Source organism: Agaribacterium haliotis (assembly GCF_002312815.1).
In the GTDB taxonomy this organism is placed as follows: Bacteria; Pseudomonadota; Gammaproteobacteria; order Pseudomonadales; family Cellvibrionaceae; genus Agaribacterium; species Agaribacterium haliotis.
In genome coordinates, this window is the sequence record NZ_NKQJ01000013.1 from 1 (window position 1) to 16,149 (window position 16,149).

Sequence of the window (16,149 nt, forward strand, 5' to 3'; positions counted from 1 at the left end):
TTTTTTAATCATTCGAAAGAACCCCCATTTGGTAATGAAATAGATTGCTTATTCATCCAAATACGGTAACGATTTTTTAACTCTGCATAGCCATTCCTCAAATCAGATTGAGTTACCGGCTTTGTAGATTTGTTGCTCATAGCCGATAGCCGCCGCAATAATTCTTGCCATTGGGCGTGTGTTTGAGGCTTATATTCAGCTATCAATTCGTCAACAAATGTTTTGGTTTGATCTGGTGTCATGGTTGCCACCCATCCATTAAGAGCCGTTGGCAGTGTTGCAATACCTGCTTCTCTTCACTGCTACGGTATTTGCTGGTGTACAACCTTTGATTAATTTGGTTGGTCACAAAAACCCGGCTATGTTCCGCCAATACGGAAGCCAGATATTTTTTGCTATGGCTATCTAACCGCTTAGCCGCAGATTCAACCATCAATGTGTAGCTGTTCATGATGGCAACCCGATTAGTGCCGCAAGAACTAACGTGGCTTGATTCTCATTCAATGCCAACGTAGTCATTGAAGTTTTGAAAACTTGCTTCAACCGGTCTACTTGCTGGTCATCCTCATCAAATGCAACCATATCATTCAATAAATCGAGCGTGACGGTTGCACTTAATTCTGCTGGGGTATCGTTTTCAACATCGTTCACCGGCGCGGTGACTTCTGCATATGAATAGCCTGAGCCGCTATTGGTAATGGTGATTCCAGTGATGCCACCGCCGCCATCCACAGTAGCCACTTCGGCGGATGCCCCGGTGCCATCCCCAATTACATTGATACTGTCACCCGGCGAATACCCTGTACCACCGGCATCAATGCTGATTGAATCAATTTCACTTGCTTTGAATAGTTCCAGAATTTTGGATGTGTATTCGTCGGTAGTTCGACCATCGAGTGGTGAATGAGCCATATTTAATTCCTCTTGAAGATTAATTGTTATCTACTGGTATATATGCACGGCGTGAGGCGTAGAATCTTCAAAACTGGGAAAAATTGCGTTTTTCCTCAGATAAATTTCGAAATGGCGGTCAAATGATGGCGAATGGTGCGGGAACGGTGAAAAAAACGGGTGATATTGGGCTTTTGGGGTGGAGATTCTTCAGAAGAATATTTTCTTCAATTTTTGGGGGTATTTTCGGGTGCGGCATTCCTCAGATAATTTTTTTGGCTAAAACCAGAAAACCGTGGTGTTGAAGGTGAATACAAGGGGTTAGTCTTGAAGGCTCCCCAGTTTGAGACCGTGAAACATTGTCCCGCCGCTATTGACTGTAGATTTCGTCAAGTTCAGTTAAAATCGCCATAAGCCACTATCGGGGAAACAGTCGTGTCTATATTGAACAATGCAGTAGCAGCCATCCAAGTAGGTGTTGAAGACTATGAAAACGGCGAACCCAATAGGCTGCTATCTTCCATGCGCAACGTTGTGTCTGGATTGTTGCTACTGTACAAGGAAATGCTGCATAGACTCTCACCTGACTACGATAAAGACTTATTGCTGAAGCAGAATCTCAAGCCAGTTCAACAAAGTGGGGAAATAGTATTTAAGGGGATAGGAAAAAATACCGTTGATGTTCATACGATCAAAACCAGATTCAAGGATTTTGGAATTGAATTCGAAAAAGATAAAGATGTAATGCTCAGAAGCATTATCGAGTTGAGAAATAATATTGAACACTACTATACAGATGTTAAGCCAATTGAAATTGAACAGCTACTCGCTAAGGCATTCGTGCTTATTCATGATTTTACTTCGCGGGTTTTAAAGGAAGACCCCGGAAAATTATTTGGTGAAGAATGCTGGTCTACAATGTTGTTCGTAAGTGACGTTTACGACTCTCAAACCAAGCTGTGCCAAGACTCTTTCCAGAATGTAAACTGGAAGTATGAGACGGTCAAAGAATCACTGTGTGAGCTTAATTGTTCGCAATGCAATTCTGATTTAATTCAAGCGATTAATGAGGGCGATGAGTTACCAGACATACATCTACGCTGTGCGTCCTGCTCACATGAATTTTTATTTGCAGACATTTTGGTAGAGTGCGTTACCGAGTATATGGATATGATTTCTCATGCGTTCTTCATGGATAGCGGCGAATCGCCTAATACTGAGTGTTTGGAGTGTGGTGAAGCAACCTATATTTTTCACGAAGGGTGCTGTGTGAATTGCGGGTATACACTGGAATACACAGAATGCGCCGTTTGCGGAAATGATCTAAGCATTGATGAGCAACACTTTAATGGGCTTTGTTCATATCATGATTATGTGGCGAGTAAGGACGATTAGGCTTTACTCTTTCAAATATCTGTACACACTCGCCTTGCTCAATCGGTAGTCCTTCATTAAATCTTTGATCAACACCCCGGCTTCGCGTTTGGATTTGAGTTCGTCAATCTGTGAGTCATCAAGCCGCGATTTAGGACCAAACTGAACACCGCTACTCTTCGCTTTTTCGATTCCTTCCATTTGTCGCTCATGCCGTAACGCTGTTTCAAATTCGGCTATGGCACCCAGCATAGTGAACATTAATTTGCCGGTAGGTGTACTGGTGTCAATTTGCTGGTCTATCACCACGAATTGAACACCCCGTGATTGGAGGTCGTCAACGATAGTGTGGAGGTGCAGCGTAGAACGCGCCAGACGGTCGAGCTTGGTGATTACAAGGGTGTCACCCTCTCTAACGTACCTGAGACATTCCTGAAGCTGTGGACGCTGTGCTGTGGTGCCTGACAGCTTTTCTTTAAAGATTCGTTCGCAGCCGTAAGCCTTGAGCTTGTCTTGTTGTACATCCAGCTTTTGCCCTGTGGTACTCACCCGTGCATAACCTACAATTGCCATGTCTCACAATCTCTTAAAGGTAATGATACAACTATTATAAGACATAACTTGAGACATTGAAAAGCTAATGACTCATAAAGTCTACAATTTGAGACGGTAGAGGTGTTGGGGATCAGGTGCCACTTCCATGTGGCGTCAACTATCTGAATGTGAGCAATCGACCGGGCTACCGTGGGATTTTAGGAACCCAACCCGGTTGAATTACTCATTGGTATATAGGCTTTTGGAATTAGCACTTATTAAATTAATTACCTATCAAGACATCAAGTTCGATAGATTTTTATAATTTACGACCGTAAGTCATTGATTTTCCACGATGTTGAATTGATTCAACTATAACTTATTGATTTTATTGTATTTTTTATTGACCCACATTGTGATTGGTGGTAAATTAGTCAACATCATAGTTGTGATGGCTGGGGCGTTTTGCGCTCACAGCAGCACTATGAGCACACTACATCCGAGGTAATACAGGATGAATACTCAGCTATCAGAAAGACTTTTAAGCCCCACCGTCCTACGCGAGTGGTTCACAGACCTGCTCACAGATGACGACATAGCCGAACCTCTGTTTATACGCACTGAACTATCAGAACTCTACATATTCGCTCACCAATATGGTGCCGAACTACGGCAAGGCTCGAACATTTCAGACCAATTCAATGACTTTGTAGGCGATCTCACCCAAGCGGAATACCGAATCGTTGCCCTGTTCGCCATGGGATTCGAGAAGGACGACCCCACAGTAGTGGCACTGTATAACACATGTGTTGAGGCTACTGACCGGTACATCAGAGAGCAGCTGAAGCCCTACGGTATGGACTGGCTCAAGCCACAGGTTGCTTGAACGCGGTATAGCCGCCATCTAACCCGGTTGGCAGTGTGTTGACCGGGTAAATCACTCAAAACCAAATTTTTACGGTTGAACGACCGGGGATAAACTCGCTCGGAGATAAATAGTAGTAAGAACCCTAATTTTCGGAGTAAGAGTAATGGCAATTAAAAAGCAAAAAGAAAGCTATTCAATATCAATACCTCTGGCGCGACAAATTCGAGAGTTGAGCGACTATAGCGGTATACCGGCGAGTAGATTGGTCGAAGCCGGGCTAAGAAATTTTATGAGCAAAGAATTGACTCTTGAAACGATTCGTGACGCATTAAACGCACCGCTACCAACTGGTGCCGCGCTTACCGATAACAAGGCATAAAAAAGCCCGGTTGCTGACTGACAACCGGGCATTTCGTCACTTCACTAAAAACAACAAAGAATCGACCACTATTAAAACATGCTACTGAATCAAACTGAGGTCATTTACATCATGGAAACCAACACGAAAAAAATGGAAACCGATAATGTACTATTATTTAGCCTTTCTCTCAGACCTACTTTTTGACCGTATACCGGTAATTCCTGTATTAAACCAATGGTCAAGCCCCTTGGGCTTGGTCTCGGCTTCGCCTCGCCCCTTCGTTGGTGTGAATGCGGAAATCCGCAAAAGATGCACACTTACTTATTATCATCTCTATAACATAGTGTGCATCTTTTGCAGATTTTTTTCACATAGGATTCTGTTGTGGGGCGCAGCCCCAGCGCCGCGCCAAGCGGCAGGAGGTCGAAAGTGATAGTAACGCACCTCGACCACCCCGGCGATTCCTATGCAGTTCACAAGCCACTATCGGAAGTCATCGAGCAAATCAAAGGTGAAAGCCTGAAAGCATTGGTAAGCCAGATTAAACATTCTGGTGATGACCATGCCGCCGAATTAAAAAAGCAACTACCGCTCATGATTCCCACATTGCGGTTTTACGGTAAAAACGCCTTTGGCGACAACGCGGAGCCAACCGGCATTATCCAGTTTGACATTGATACAAAGGACAACCCCGGAATTGACCTTGATGTGGTTCAAACCAAAATCAAATCATTGACCGAAACCGCCTATTGTTTCAAGTCGCCCCGCAATGGTTTGAAATTCGGAATCATGACCGACTTTTGCCGCAACGATGATGAGAGTAACGAAATAGTCAAACACCGCTATAAAGTCGCCTATGAACTGGTGGTGAATTGGCTGCAATTGTCAGTCAAATTTGATGATTGTATGCAACACATCAAATACGGTTGCTTTCTCTCACACGATGCCACTGCTTTTTACAATCCAGATGCCGCACCATTGGCAGTAAATGACCGCGCCGTATATACACAGCCGGAAATCATCGCCACCGACTCAACCGAGGTTATCACCGCCGAATTTATCCGCGAATTGCTGACCTACATTCCCACTACAATGAATTGGGATGAAAGACGGGGTGTAAACTTTGCGGTATTCCAGCACCTTGGATATGACGGTATTGAATTGCTCAAATCACATTGGTGCGTTGAAAGCCCGTCAAAACTGGATAGTGACCTACATTCACAGTTAAATGCTATTTCACGCGGTAATGCTGGTGGTCACATTGGAACGCTGATAAACATTGCCAAGCAACACGGCTATCAAACCAAACAAGTGACCGGCAGAGCCAGACGTAAACTCAAACCTAAGCCAACAGATTACCAATTTGCGCCAATGGTTGACCACGATAAAGCCATGGAAGAATTGCGCGAGTTAGTATCGGAATTCTTTGAAACCAAGCAATCGAAATTCATTAATGTTTCAACGGGTTCGGGTAAAACCACTGAGGTTATCAAAACCATTAAAAACCTACTTAAACCAAACGAAACACCAAAGCATAGACGGTTGTCAATTGGTGATCGAAGAAAGCCGAGAATTTTGATTCTGGTTCCCGATCATAAATTGGCGGAACAGTATAAATCTGATTTTGGTTCTGGAATACTTCACCTCAAAGGTAGGGATCGGCTTTGCGATAATCCGCTTAACCTCGAATATTTCCGAAAAACCAAGATTGATATACCTGCGAACATTTGCAGCCATCATTCATGCCACATGTATGGCACATGCAGCTATATCGAGCAGTTTAACAAGGTTCATTATTCCGTGCGTGTGATGACACATGCTGAACTATACAACATGCCATCACGTTTCCAATATGGAACACTAAGGGGTGAACCGCGAAAGATAGACCGCCAGAATGGAAAAGCAGGAAAACATTACTGGCAGCCTGATTATGTGATTGTTGACGAAAATTGTATCCATACCAGCAGTGACTTTGAAGCACTCGACTCCGACTATAGTTCAGTCCGAAATATTTTAAATGATGTGCTTGGCGGCGAATCGCTTAGTGAATCTGCATTACGAAACAAGCAAGAGATTGTTAGTGATTACCAGCAAATGAAAGCCGGTAACGAAAAGCGCACCCAAGCCCAATACATGACCGACCGGAAAGCCTACGTGCGCGGGATAAAGAAAAAGAGTTTAAAGGAAAACCCGGATTCACCCGTATTGCGACAACTGTATAAATTCGTTGAGTCTGAAAATGAAACCTATCTTTCGAGACTGTATATACACAATAAACAACTTTGGTGCAGTTGGTCGAAATCCATTAATTCGAAATACCGCAATGTTCCAAAACTGTTTTTAGATGCAACTGCCAGTCAGTCGGTTGTTAAGTCGGTATTGAAAACTGAGTTTCATAAAATACCGGTTAAGCAAAACCCCGACATCAATGTCTTTCAATGTAATTCTACGGTGACTAAAAAGGCGTTGTCTGATTCGGAATTCTTAACCGCATTTGTAAAGTCACTGCAATCAATGTGCAGCAAATACCAGAATGTTGGAATCATATCCTATATGAAGGTGCCCGATATTGAAGGCAACTTTTCACAGTGGTTAGCTGAACAGGTTGGCGCTAACACCTTTACCCATTTTGGAAGCCTTCGCGGTATTAATGACTTTGAAAACTGCGATTGCGTGTTAGTTATTGGTCGTCATCTTTATGATGAATCGGAAATATTAAAAAACAGCATTGCTGTATTCGGTCAAAGTGATACCGACAAAACCTATTTTGATCGTGCTGTCAGAATGAAGGGTGGTAATAATTTGAGCGTAAATAACCGCGTTTATACTGACTTTAGAATGCGGGAAGCAAAACGACATTTTGTCGAATCAGAAACCATACAGGCAGTTGGTCGGGCACGGTTAATACATGGTAAAGCCAAAGATGTGTTTATTTTCTCGAACGAAAGCTTAGGTTCAGACATTGAGGTCACGGGATTCTTTGATTTGGATTCAGACCCGGCAATACAGGCTATTCAAGAAAAAGGCTTTTGCAAAAATCGCAATAAGGAATTGCAAGAGTATTTTTCAACCTCGCGAGTTAGAAACAATCGTGATGAACTGGTTAGCTACATCGCGAAATCAATACCGTTGTATGTGGTCGAATATAAGAAAAATTACAAACAAGTGACAGCACAATATTTTATTAGTGATGAGTCTAAATTATTGGCACATTTGGAAGGCATTAATGCCATGTCGGTCACGATAACACCCGCATAAAAATAAAGCCCCCACGGTAAGGACACGGAACCGTGAGGGCTTCACCGAGAGACATACACAACTTCGCGGTAAAGCATATCTCTCAACCAGTGAGCGCCAACCAAGGACGGAGGGAGCCGCCCAAAACTCTCACTGTGCAACCACCGGGACTGGCAAGAACGCAGCGGTTGCAGTCATTATTTAGCATGGTTCCAAAACCGTCTTTTCACACCTCAACTAAATACTGATACAACCAAAAAATCGAGGTGAAAAAAATGTCAGAAGCATTCCCAGAAGAAGCAATCGAAGCTAAAAAAAACAAATTTATCGAAGGTGCAAAGCAATCAATCCTCAGCCGATTGCGCCCAATCATCGAGTATAAAGTTCGGGAAACTATAGCGCCCGGAACAATCGACGAAGCAATGGAATTGAATCAATATTACGTTGATTCGGAAATTGATGAGCGTGAACAATCGGGTAAGCCAACGCACCAATTTAAATCCTTCGCGCAGTTTTCGAAAGAACAGCGGGGCGAATAATGGACGCCGCCGAACCCAAGCATAAAAATCTGACCGTCACACATTTACGCCCGGAATTACACAACCTTTTTCTTGCTCTGTCTGAGATCGAGAGTTGCTCACGAGCTGAACTTCTCGAAGCCCTTATGTTTCCATTCGTGAAAAACTGGATAGACCAACGCGAAAGAAATTTAGATGTTGATCCAAGTATCATAGAATCGCTACACCATGCCATTGACGAAGCGTTTATCAATCAGACGGTCAAGAAAAATTGCAGATACATTTTGCACTCAGCATTACCCGATGATGAGCGTAAAATGGCAAAAGATAGAATGTTGAGGGAATAAAAGGGGCATACAGCCCCTTAAAATTACTTGGCGTTCAGTTTGGTTCGAACAAATTCAACCACCTTTTCGAATCGCTGCAAAGGTTCCTTGGGCTTTTCAGCCATAGTATCCAACACCCAGAACACACCGAGTAAACCAAGCCCAAAGCCAAACGGAATGCCGACAATGCAGACCGTCCACCAGAATTTACTTGATGGATATTCAATGGCAGACCATATTTCCACACCGTCATCGACTTTTGCGACATTGAGCCAGACCTCAACCTTTCGACCGCGTTCAACACCATCAGCGAAAACTTTAATCACACTTTCTTCACGCTCGATTCTGTCTAACTCGGTTTCAGGATTGGGGAACGGATAGTCAGACCAATATTTTTGCACCAGCGTGTAGACGGTCATCAAGTCTGCATCAGTGGATACCAGTTCTGAATTTTCGAGTTGTATCCTATCGAGAAACGCCATTATCGTATTTCAGCCTTGACCGGTTTTTTCTTGGCTTTATATGAGGGCGCATATATTGATAGTTCTTTCATCAAACCACCATCCTGTGAGCATCCAACCATTAAGCTAACGTTGTCTTTTTTGTTTCGAGAGTCGTACCAATAATATGAGTTCGCGTAATGGTCTGTATATTTCACCGATGACATACTACGCTTATCAAACGTATCAGAATATTTACCCGACATTTTTACCAAACCAGCTATATATTCAGAGACTATTTTTTTGCATGATTCATAATCGTCGGCAACCTTTGCGGTATAGTCATGGCGTATCATATACAATTCGCCTTTATCATTAAAAACCGATTTGAATTTCTCATCTCTAAGAAAAGAATTGGTTTCTTTACTCTTCTCGTAGTAACTTCCAGTGCAGGAATATTTTCCAACTTCAATTTTTCCACATGTGAATTTGTCGTAGTTGTAGGGAAAAATTGATTCTGGATTATCCGCTTCTTTGGTTTCTTGGTCCGGCATCAGTGGTGCGATTTTCGATTCAACAACTTCAATACTGTCACCCACTTTAATTCCAAGAACCTCGAAAGATTCTATTTCAAATGCCAGACAGGGCATTGTCGAAAATCCAAGCACGACCGCCAATAATAGTGATTTATTCATGGTTTATCCTTCTGCGTAATTTATGATTGTGAGCTACAGCAATCGAGGCTACCCGCTCGAAGGCAATGCAATATTTTTCCTTCCACCAAGTCAGAAATTTGAATAGCGCCAAGCTGGTCTACTTGTTCAGCGTTTTTAAAAACATCAGAATCCTTTTTGTATTCAATCATCATGGCTTTGACGTTTTCGGGGACATCTCCACCAGCGTATGCCATCAGGTGAGCGGTGCATTGCACAGCATATTCACCTAATTCCAAGCCTGTTTGGGCTTTGGTTAACGCTACCCAGCTTAGAAACATGCCATCTTTTTCAGTATCTACGGTTTCCTGAATGCCTTGGGCAATCAATGCACCGTATTCACGATCAAACCTTGATGTAGAAGTTACACCGCTATCAGTACAAGCAGTGATGGCGGCAATCACTACAGGAGCGATTAAATATCGAACAATTTTCAAGGCTTTACCTCCTTTTCAGCTAAGAACCCCTTAGTTTATGCTAAGGATTCCTTAGTATCCAGCTTTGACGTAAACTAAGAGAATCTTAGCTTCATGAACAATCTTGGAGCTGAGTCAATCAATACCTTTACACGGCGACTAAAGCAGGTGCGTATGTCCAGAGACCTCAGTCAGAAAGAACTCGGCATCAAAGCCGGTTTTGATGAATCTGGTGCCAGTGCTCGAATGAATCAATATGAGACCGGTAAGCATCGCCCTGATATGAACACGGTAAAGAAGCTGTGCGCTGTCTTGGATGTGCCCGTACCTTATTTGTATTGTGAAGAGGATGACTTGGCTAAGGTCATTGAGGGCTTTGTAAGGCTGAGTGAAGCCGATAAAAACAAGATTTTGAAGATTATTGAGAAGGTAAAGTGATTGAATGTTTATGCCGTGAAATGGGAGGTTGTGACATTCGGTTTTGGCGAGTGCTGTTTTTATAAGCTACCCTTACAGCTTTAGCACCACAACTTACTGGAGAAATCATGGACAACTTCGATAGTTTTCGTAAAAAATATACAGGCTTAAAGTCAATCGAAGATATTAATAAACAGTTTGATTACAAAGATGAACATCCACAGGGTAAAGGCGACAACGAAAAAGTAGCCTGTGGTCAGTGTGGTGATTATAACGAACTTCAAGAAATATACGATGAAAAACTGGCAGAGCATGTTGATGCTGGAAAAATATCTGAATCAGATGCACTTTATGCTCTTTCCTATGCCTGTCACAAACTGCCAAACCCAAGGGACCGAAAGGAATACTATAAATTGCTTGGAAGCGTACTTAAAATAAAAGTGGATTAACTTGCCGTTCAAAAAATAACAGCTTTACCGGTTGCATGTATTGGGGATCATCCGTGATGAATCTGTAAGCATCACGGATGACTGTAGATTGCTATCAGTTTTTCACCACATGCATAGTGCCAACTTCCAGCTGTATATCTTCGAGAATAAAAGCATTCTTATCTGAAAACACCTTTTCAGCCTGTTCCTTGAGTTCATCAATATAAAGGCGTAATGCCACAATATCGTTTAGTGCGTCTGCACCCTCGTCAGAATCATCACCAAAATTCTCGACTATGCTTAGCAATTCTTTTTCTCTGGCATGGAGTGAACGCCAAATCAGATTGAATGAACTTTGATCAAGCGATAAATTTAAACTTTCCATAATGAAACCTATACAGCCTTTTTAAATACTTTTTGACAGTGGATAGCCATTTGCTCAAGTAGGCTAATGTATTGAGACAGGGGCATATTCTTAACCGGCACCAACATGTGATGACCTTTCGAGCCTTTTTGAACCAACCTTAGTCCTTGCGGAATTGCGGTTCTACTTTTGATTTCCCATACCCAGCCCGTTAAAGGACTGCGCCTCATTCCTTCCTCATTGAACAGGCTTACACCCTTATCATTAGCAATGATCATCGTGATGCCGTTCTGTTCCGTTGTATTGATTTCGCCAACCCTGACACGATTAATGCGGCTGGAAGTGGCGTTACCGAACCGATACAAATCTTCTTGGGTAAGATATAGCTTCTCGTTCATGTGGTTATTCCATTATTTAAGATTTTACGTGCAACCGCCGGATTGTAAACCAGTGTGACGAACATCACAGGAATTGCTTCACAGGTTGATTTTTTGATGACGCCGATAACGTCATTTTGATGGGGGTTCTGGCAGATTCCGCACCCATAGCGGTCAACGTCCATTACTTCGACTGTTAACGGCTCACCGGTTAGAGCACGATACGGTGCGCAAAACCCTTGAAAGTACATACACAGGTACATACAATGACGCTTTATTCACCAAAACCATGACGAAAAAGTGTGATTCTGCCGCGATTTGCGCCGAAATTGGGAAATGGTGTTGAGTCCCTCCCTCACCGCCATTTATAAAAAAACCGCCTTTGTGGCGGTTTTTTTATGCTTGAAAGCTTTTCTTGGTTCGATAGTGCTTCTTTATTAGTGCTCAGGCTGCATTGGCTTGAGCCAGCGCTGTTGTGTCGCCATCATTTTCTTCTCTGGGGCTCCACAAGCCTCCGCGCCCGTTCTTGTTAAAGATACCTGCGAGCAGCAGTAAGGTCGTGGGCACCGCAAAAACAACAAAGGCCAGAGGCCAGCTCCAGCCCCACGCGGCGACGGCGGCGGCCATTGCCAGCCAGGTGGAAACAAATGGCAGGCTAATAACTAAAGCGACGGCGACAAAAGCCGCGAGCAGGCTGTCGAGTTGCAGCCAGGTTTGCATGCCTGCGCTAATGGCAAAACAGTGCAATGTCGCTAACGCAAATACGGCGAGTGTTACTACGGGGCTGATATTAAAGAATCTCATTTGGCGCCTCTTTGAATGATCTGGGTCAGGTTATTTTTATTTTAGGGCTCCAGTCAGCGTGGGCTTGATCGTGCCAGACAAGCGCTTATCCCTTTGCACCTGCTCTCAGCCCACCTTGGTTGCTTTTTACTATAGCCCTTTCGATAGGTAATAGACGAGAAATTAATCAAAAAATTCAATTTATTACTTTTTAATTCTTAGGCTGGCGCTAAATTCGGTGGCGGAGTGCTGAAGTGGTGCGCTTTTGTGCGCGCGTGCTGATATTTGTGCACGCCTGTCTGAAAAATGGGCATATTGATTTTTTTAAATGCCCCTATTTGGTGTGTGTGATTAGTGTACTGCTCCGCGCTGGGGCTTAATGCCGGGTCAAGCGGTTACGGGGGCTGATTTGCCTTGGCCGGGGGTGACGACATGGCCTCAAAAACGAAGTTGGCAAGGGCCTTGCTCTACCTTAGGTGTTCGAAAAAACTTTACCTTTGGGGGAACATGCGAGATGTCTTATCTTGAACCAGCCGAGTTTGCTAAAAAAATGGTTGACGCCGGCGAACAAAAAATCTTTATGTCTACAAGAGATACCTTTATTCGCGCCATGATGGCCGGTGCGATTCTTGGTCTTGCGGCGTTTTTTGCTATTACCGTCATCACCAAAACTGGTAACCCAGTACTTGGTGCCGTGTTGTTCCCGGTCGGTTTTATCATGCTGTATCTGATGAAGTTCGACTTGCTCACCGGTGTATTTACCCTGGTGCCGCTTGCGCTTATCGACAAGCGCCCGGGCTGTGATATGAAAGGCCTGCTCAGAAACTGGGGGCTGGTGTTTCTCGGCAACTTCGCCGGCGCATTAATGACGGCGTTTTTTGCGTCTTTTATTTTGACTTACGGCTATCAAATTGACGGCGGGCCGGTAGCGGACAAAGTGGCGGCGATCGGTGAGTCGCGTACACTCGGCTATAAAGAGCAGGGCATACTCGGTTGGTTTACAATCTTTATCCGCGGCATGCTGTGTAACTGGATGGTTTCTATGGGTGTTGTGCTGGCGATGATCTCTACTTCTGCGATCTCTAAAATCTTCGCCATGTGGATGCCTATCATGCTGTTCTTTTACATGGTGTTTGAGCACTCAATTGTGAATATGTTCTTGTTCCCGTTCTCAATGATTATGGGCGGTGACTTTAACTTGATGGATTATTTCTTGTGGAATGAAATTCCAACAGCCTTGGGTAATCTTGTTGGTGGTTTCTTGCTGGTTGGTCTACCTCTGTACCTGACCCACGTGCGCGAAGGTAAAGCGCGCACGCCCAAGTATGTAGGCAGCGAAATTAACGCATAAATTCAGCTAGCTGCTTTGTATAGTTGCAGCGGCTGATAAAAACCCCCAAAGGTGCGCACCTTTGGGGGTTTTGTTTTTTTTAGGGTAAAAGCATGAGCAGACTACTCACAGTTCGCGTCGGTCAACACAGCGCCAAGGGGCGTAAGGCTGTGAATCAAGACTTTCACGGTGTTCATGTGCCCGGTTCGGCGCTGATTCACAGCAAGGGCATTGCTGTAGCGCTCGCCGACGGTATTAGCAGTAGCGACGTCAGCCAGCAGGCGAGCAGGGCTGCGGTGAGTGGTTTTTTTGAGGATTATTACAGTACACCCGAGCCGTGGAGTGTGAAGCACTCGGTTCAGTGTGTGCTAAACGCCGTTAACTCGTGGTTGTATTCGCAGACTCGCCGCAGCGATTTTCGCTACAACTTAGACAAAGGTTATGTCTGTACCTTTAGCGGTATTGTGTTCAGATCCACCACTGCGCACATTTTTCATGTTGGTGACTCCAGGGTCTATGAGCTGAGCGGCGATTCGCTCGAGCCTTTAACTAAAGCGCACCGCGTGCAAATAAGTGATGAAAAGCACTACCTGCAGCGCGCACTGGGTATGGATCAGCTATTGGAGCTGGACTACTTGCAGCGCGCCATCAAAACCGGCTCGACCTTTATCTTAACGACTGACGGTATCTACGAGTTTTTATCGGCCGACGAGATAGCCTCGATCTGCAAGCGGCATCTCGACGACCTTGATTTGGCGGCAAAAAACGTGGTTGAGCGGGCCTTTGAAAACGGCAGCGATGACAACCTGACATTTCAAATTGTCCGCATTGAAACCGTGCCAAAACCCGAGCTCAGTGAGATACACCGCTCCCTGGGCGAGCTTGCATTTGTGCCACCGCTGCGCGCGCGGGTCGAATTTGATGGCTACCGCATTGTTCGTTCGCTGTATCGCAGCGCCCGCAGCAATGTCTACCTTGCCGAGGATTGCGCCTCTAAACACAAGGTGGTTATTAAAGTGCCGTCTGTCGAGCAGCAGAGCGACTCGGCCTACCTCGAGCGCTTTTTACTTGAGGAGTGGATTGCCAGGCGAGTGAATAGCGCGAATGTACTTCGGGTCTGCGATATCGACCGGCAGAAAAGCTATTTTTACACGGCAACAGAGTATATTGACGGCCAGACGCTGGCGCAGTGGATGCGCGACAACCCCCGGCCGGGCCTCGAGCAGGTCAGGGCTATTGTTGAGCAAATTGCAAAAGGCTTGCAGGCCTTTCACCGCCTGGAGATGCTGCACCAGGATTTGCAGCCTGACAATATTATGATCGACGCCTTTGGCACGGTGAAAATCATTGATTTTGGCTCAACCTGGGTCGCTGGGCTTGAAGATATATCGCCTTCGGTGACGCGCTCAGAAGTGCTGGGCACGGTGCAGTACACCGCGCCGGAGTGTTTTCTCGGAGAGTTTACAACGGCGCTGTCGGATCAGTTTTCGCTGGCTGTTATTGCCTATCAGATGCTCTCGGGAAGGCTGCCCTACGGCGCGGATGTGGCCAAAGCCAGAACGCGCGCAGCCCAGCGCAGGTTGCTTTATACCAGTGTGCTCGCTGAGGATAGGGAAATTCCCGCCTGGGTTGATTTCAGCTTGAGAAAGGCTTTGAACCCAGAGCCCAAAAAGCGTTACGAGGTGATCAGTGAGTTTTTGCGCGATCTGCGCCACCCGAACCAGGCTTTTCTGAATCAGGAGAGGCCGCCGCTGTTAAAGCGAAACCCTGTGGCGTTTTGGCAGGGGTTGTCTGCTTGTCTAAGTGCCGCGCTGATTTACCTGCTCTACCTTCAATTGCGCTAGCCGCTAGAAAAAGCTTCGTCGTCGCTAGTTTCGTGCGGCCCCAAGAGCTGTCAGCGCTCGACGATGGCGCCTTTGGCCAGGCCCTCGTAAGCCTTGACGCGAATTTGCGCCTGCGGTTCGGCAAGCTTAATTTGTTCGGCCAGGTGCTCTGCCAGCAGTTCGACGGTGCTATCGCTGCTAATCAGGTAGCAGTGCTCTTTGGGCAGGGAAATTAAAAAGTGGCCCTGCTGGGCTTCATAACTAAATAACAGGTTGTCCTGGTGTTCGGGGTCCTGCGAGCAGTGCGCTTCGGTGCCGATATAAATATCGCACCAGCGTTTGGCCCAGGCCTGTTTTAGGTCTTCGGCGATCTCGCCGTTGCGCCAAATATCAATGCGCGAGCGGTGGCCGTGGGCAATTCGCTGACAATTGCCGAGGTGTTTTTGCAGGCCGTGGCTGTAGTGGTAATAGGGGCCGTCGATGTGCTCGTTTTCAAAGCGCAAAGTCAGTTCGATCACCGAGCTTGGAAACAGCGGTTTTAATTCGTCCAGGCACCAGTTGGCGACGCTGTCGGGGGTGATGTCTGTTACAGGCAGCAGGGCGTGCGCATCGGCGGGCGCCGAGCTGTGGATAAGGCCGCGACTACAATGCCAGTCAAAGCTTTGCTGCTCACCGTCTTCGAGTCGGCTCAGCGCGCTTGAGTGCCGGGGGATCAGCAGCTTGTGATCGAGCGTGTTGTCGAGCCAATTGCGGATCAGTTTTTTGACTGTGCTGAAGTCGCAGATCATGCCCTGCTCGTCGAGCTCTCCACGCAGTTCAATACTGGCCAGCCAGGTCTCGCCGATTACGCCGCGTTTGGCATCGAGGTAGCTGAAATCGAGGTTGGTGAGTTGATCAACAAAAAGGCGCATGGCAAATCGGCTTACTGAGAAAAGCTGGTTATAGTAAC

20 protein-coding genes are annotated in these 16,149 nt (G+C 45.5%); 10 read left to right on the forward strand and 10 right to left on the reverse strand.

What is annotated here, in order from left to right:
- Positions 1-8 precede the first annotated feature (8 nt).
- Together CFK45_RS18365 and CFK45_RS14785 are read right to left on the reverse strand one after the other, a co-directional pair.
- Complete coding sequence (locus tag CFK45_RS18365; protein WP_143247609.1) at positions 9-242, reverse strand: hypothetical protein; 234 nt, start codon at positions 240-242, stop codon at positions 9-11.
- Positions 243-447: 205 nt separating this feature from the next.
- Complete coding sequence (locus CFK45_RS14785) at positions 448-912, reverse strand: hypothetical protein (RefSeq protein WP_096087218.1); 465 nt, start codon at positions 910-912, stop codon at positions 448-450.
- Between the two features lie 414 nt (positions 913-1,326).
- Between CFK45_RS14785 and CFK45_RS14790 the strand changes: the two genes are divergently transcribed.
- Complete coding sequence (locus CFK45_RS14790) at positions 1,327-2,286, forward strand: hypothetical protein (RefSeq protein ID WP_143247610.1); 960 nt, start codon at positions 1,327-1,329, stop codon at positions 2,284-2,286.
- Positions 2,287-2,289: 3 nt separating this feature from the next.
- Here CFK45_RS14790 and CFK45_RS14795 read toward each other — a convergent pair whose 3' ends face one another.
- Positions 2,290-2,838 carry a recombinase family protein gene (locus tag CFK45_RS14795; protein WP_096087220.1) on the reverse strand — a complete coding sequence of 183 codons (549 nt, stop codon included), beginning with the start codon at positions 2,836-2,838 and terminating at the stop codon, positions 2,290-2,292.
- Between the two features lie 475 nt (positions 2,839-3,313).
- On the opposite strand from CFK45_RS14795, the gene CFK45_RS14800 reads away from it, so the two are divergent.
- The 5 genes from CFK45_RS14800 (at position 3,314) to CFK45_RS14820 (ending at position 8,130) form a co-directional block, all read left to right on the forward strand.
- Positions 3,314-3,685, forward strand: coding sequence for a hypothetical protein (locus CFK45_RS14800; RefSeq protein ID WP_096087221.1), 372 nt, complete (start codon positions 3,314-3,316; stop codon positions 3,683-3,685).
- A gap of 145 nt (positions 3,686-3,830) precedes the next feature.
- A complete protein-coding gene (locus tag CFK45_RS14805) occupies positions 3,831-4,046 on the forward strand; it encodes a hypothetical protein (RefSeq protein WP_096087222.1) in 216 nt (71 codons plus the stop codon).
- Positions 4,047-4,412: 366 nt separating this feature from the next.
- Positions 4,413-7,286 carry a BT4734/BF3469 family protein gene (locus CFK45_RS14810; protein WP_143247611.1) on the forward strand — a complete coding sequence of 958 codons (2,874 nt, stop codon included), beginning with the start codon at positions 4,413-4,415 and terminating at the stop codon, positions 7,284-7,286.
- Positions 7,287-7,540: 254 nt separating this feature from the next.
- Complete coding sequence (locus CFK45_RS14815) at positions 7,541-7,804, forward strand: hypothetical protein (protein WP_096087224.1); 264 nt, start codon at positions 7,541-7,543, stop codon at positions 7,802-7,804.
- Positions 7,804-8,130 carry a hypothetical protein gene (locus tag CFK45_RS14820; protein WP_096087225.1) on the forward strand — a complete coding sequence of 109 codons (327 nt, stop codon included), beginning with the start codon at positions 7,804-7,806 and terminating at the stop codon, positions 8,128-8,130. The genes CFK45_RS14815 and CFK45_RS14820 overlap by 1 nt, the downstream gene beginning before the upstream one ends.
- 23 nt (positions 8,131-8,153) lie before the next feature.
- Here CFK45_RS14820 and CFK45_RS14825 read toward each other — a convergent pair whose 3' ends face one another.
- The 3 genes from CFK45_RS14825 to CFK45_RS14835 are packed head-to-tail and all read right to left on the reverse strand — an operon-like array spanning position 8,154 to position 9,699.
- Positions 8,154-8,591 (reverse strand): hypothetical protein, encoded by a 438-nt coding sequence (locus CFK45_RS14825; RefSeq protein ID WP_096087226.1) that lies wholly within the window; start codon positions 8,589-8,591, stop codon positions 8,154-8,156.
- The gene (locus CFK45_RS14830; RefSeq protein ID WP_096087227.1) at positions 8,591-9,244 is read right to left on the reverse strand and encodes a hypothetical protein; all 654 of its coding nucleotides are present in this window, start codon (positions 9,242-9,244) and stop codon (positions 8,591-8,593) included. The genes CFK45_RS14825 and CFK45_RS14830 overlap by 1 nt, the downstream gene beginning before the upstream one ends.
- 20 nt (positions 9,245-9,264) lie before the next feature.
- Positions 9,265-9,699, reverse strand: a complete 435-nt coding sequence (locus CFK45_RS14835; RefSeq protein ID WP_143247612.1) for a hypothetical protein — start codon at positions 9,697-9,699, stop codon at positions 9,265-9,267.
- A 93-nt stretch (positions 9,700-9,792) separates the two neighbouring features.
- Here CFK45_RS14835 and CFK45_RS14840 point away from each other — a divergent pair, with 93 nt between their 5' ends.
- Complete coding sequence (locus CFK45_RS14840) at positions 9,793-10,116, forward strand: helix-turn-helix domain-containing protein (RefSeq protein WP_096087229.1); 324 nt, start codon at positions 9,793-9,795, stop codon at positions 10,114-10,116.
- 107 nt (positions 10,117-10,223) lie between these two features.
- Positions 10,224-10,544 carry a hypothetical protein gene (locus CFK45_RS14845; RefSeq protein WP_096087230.1) on the forward strand — a complete coding sequence of 107 codons (321 nt, stop codon included), beginning with the start codon at positions 10,224-10,226 and terminating at the stop codon, positions 10,542-10,544.
- A gap of 94 nt (positions 10,545-10,638) precedes the next feature.
- Here CFK45_RS14845 and CFK45_RS14850 read toward each other — a convergent pair whose 3' ends face one another.
- The 3 genes from CFK45_RS14850 to CFK45_RS14860 all read right to left on the reverse strand — a co-directional run bounded on the left by CFK45_RS14850 (position 10,639) and on the right by CFK45_RS14860 (position 12,068).
- Positions 10,639-10,908, reverse strand: coding sequence for a hypothetical protein (locus tag CFK45_RS14850; protein ID WP_096087231.1), 270 nt, complete (start codon positions 10,906-10,908; stop codon positions 10,639-10,641).
- An 8-nt stretch (positions 10,909-10,916) separates the two neighbouring features.
- The gene (locus tag CFK45_RS14855; RefSeq protein ID WP_096087232.1) at positions 10,917-11,285 is read right to left on the reverse strand and encodes a Tse2 family ADP-ribosyltransferase toxin; all 369 of its coding nucleotides are present in this window, start codon (positions 11,283-11,285) and stop codon (positions 10,917-10,919) included.
- Positions 11,286-11,708: 423 nt separating this feature from the next.
- Positions 11,709-12,068: a hypothetical protein gene (locus CFK45_RS14860; RefSeq protein ID WP_096087233.1), complete on the reverse strand. Its 360-nt coding sequence runs from the start codon at positions 12,066-12,068 to the stop codon at positions 11,709-11,711.
- A 493-nt stretch (positions 12,069-12,561) separates the two neighbouring features.
- On the opposite strand from CFK45_RS14860, the gene CFK45_RS14865 reads away from it, so the two are divergent.
- A complete protein-coding gene (locus tag CFK45_RS14865) occupies positions 12,562-13,398 on the forward strand; it encodes a formate/nitrite transporter family protein (protein ID WP_096087234.1) in 837 nt (278 codons plus the stop codon).
- A 92-nt stretch (positions 13,399-13,490) separates the two neighbouring features.
- Entirely contained in the window at positions 13,491-15,221 is a 1,731-nt protein-coding gene (locus CFK45_RS14870; protein ID WP_096087235.1) for a bifunctional protein-serine/threonine kinase/phosphatase, read from the forward strand.
- 50 nt (positions 15,222-15,271) lie between these two features.
- Here the strand turns inward: CFK45_RS14870 and CFK45_RS14875 are convergent, their stop codons facing one another.
- Complete coding sequence (locus tag CFK45_RS14875) at positions 15,272-16,111, reverse strand: 6-carboxytetrahydropterin synthase (protein WP_096087343.1); 840 nt, start codon at positions 16,109-16,111, stop codon at positions 15,272-15,274.
- Between the last annotated feature and the right edge of the window lie 38 nt (positions 16,112-16,149).

What these genes read in the sequence shown, in the direction of transcription:
- CFK45_RS18365 (WP_143247609.1), bottom strand. Translation starts at nt 242, where the DNA reads ATGACACCAGATCAAACCAAAACATTTGTTGACGAATTGATAGCTGAA.
- CFK45_RS14785 (WP_096087218.1), bottom strand. Translation starts at nt 912, where the DNA reads ATGGCTCATTCACCACTCGATGGTCGAACTACCGACGAATACACATCC.
- CFK45_RS14795 (WP_096087220.1), bottom strand. Translation starts at nt 2,838, where the DNA reads ATGGCAATTGTAGGTTATGCACGGGTGAGTACCACAGGGCAAAAGCTG.
- CFK45_RS14800 (WP_096087221.1), top strand. Translation starts at nt 3,314, where the DNA reads ATGAATACTCAGCTATCAGAAAGACTTTTAAGCCCCACCGTCCTACGC.
- CFK45_RS14805 (WP_096087222.1), top strand. Translation starts at nt 3,831, where the DNA reads ATGGCAATTAAAAAGCAAAAAGAAAGCTATTCAATATCAATACCTCTG.
- CFK45_RS14815 (WP_096087224.1), top strand. Translation starts at nt 7,541, where the DNA reads ATGTCAGAAGCATTCCCAGAAGAAGCAATCGAAGCTAAAAAAAACAAA.
- CFK45_RS14820 (WP_096087225.1), top strand. Translation starts at nt 7,804, where the DNA reads ATGGACGCCGCCGAACCCAAGCATAAAAATCTGACCGTCACACATTTA.
- CFK45_RS14825 (WP_096087226.1), bottom strand. Translation starts at nt 8,591, where the DNA reads ATGGCGTTTCTCGATAGGATACAACTCGAAAATTCAGAACTGGTATCC.
- CFK45_RS14830 (WP_096087227.1), bottom strand. Translation starts at nt 9,244, where the DNA reads ATGAATAAATCACTATTATTGGCGGTCGTGCTTGGATTTTCGACAATG.
- CFK45_RS14840 (WP_096087229.1), top strand. Translation starts at nt 9,793, where the DNA reads ATGAACAATCTTGGAGCTGAGTCAATCAATACCTTTACACGGCGACTA.
- CFK45_RS14845 (WP_096087230.1), top strand. Translation starts at nt 10,224, where the DNA reads ATGGACAACTTCGATAGTTTTCGTAAAAAATATACAGGCTTAAAGTCA.
- CFK45_RS14850 (WP_096087231.1), bottom strand. Translation starts at nt 10,908, where the DNA reads ATGGAAAGTTTAAATTTATCGCTTGATCAAAGTTCATTCAATCTGATT.
- CFK45_RS14855 (WP_096087232.1), bottom strand. Translation starts at nt 11,285, where the DNA reads ATGAACGAGAAGCTATATCTTACCCAAGAAGATTTGTATCGGTTCGGT.
- CFK45_RS14860 (WP_096087233.1), bottom strand. Translation starts at nt 12,068, where the DNA reads ATGAGATTCTTTAATATCAGCCCCGTAGTAACACTCGCCGTATTTGCG.
- CFK45_RS14865 (WP_096087234.1), top strand. Translation starts at nt 12,562, where the DNA reads ATGTCTTATCTTGAACCAGCCGAGTTTGCTAAAAAAATGGTTGACGCC.
- CFK45_RS14870 (WP_096087235.1), top strand. Translation starts at nt 13,491, where the DNA reads ATGAGCAGACTACTCACAGTTCGCGTCGGTCAACACAGCGCCAAGGGG.
- CFK45_RS14875 (WP_096087343.1), bottom strand. Translation starts at nt 16,111, where the DNA reads ATGCGCCTTTTTGTTGATCAACTCACCAACCTCGATTTCAGCTACCTC.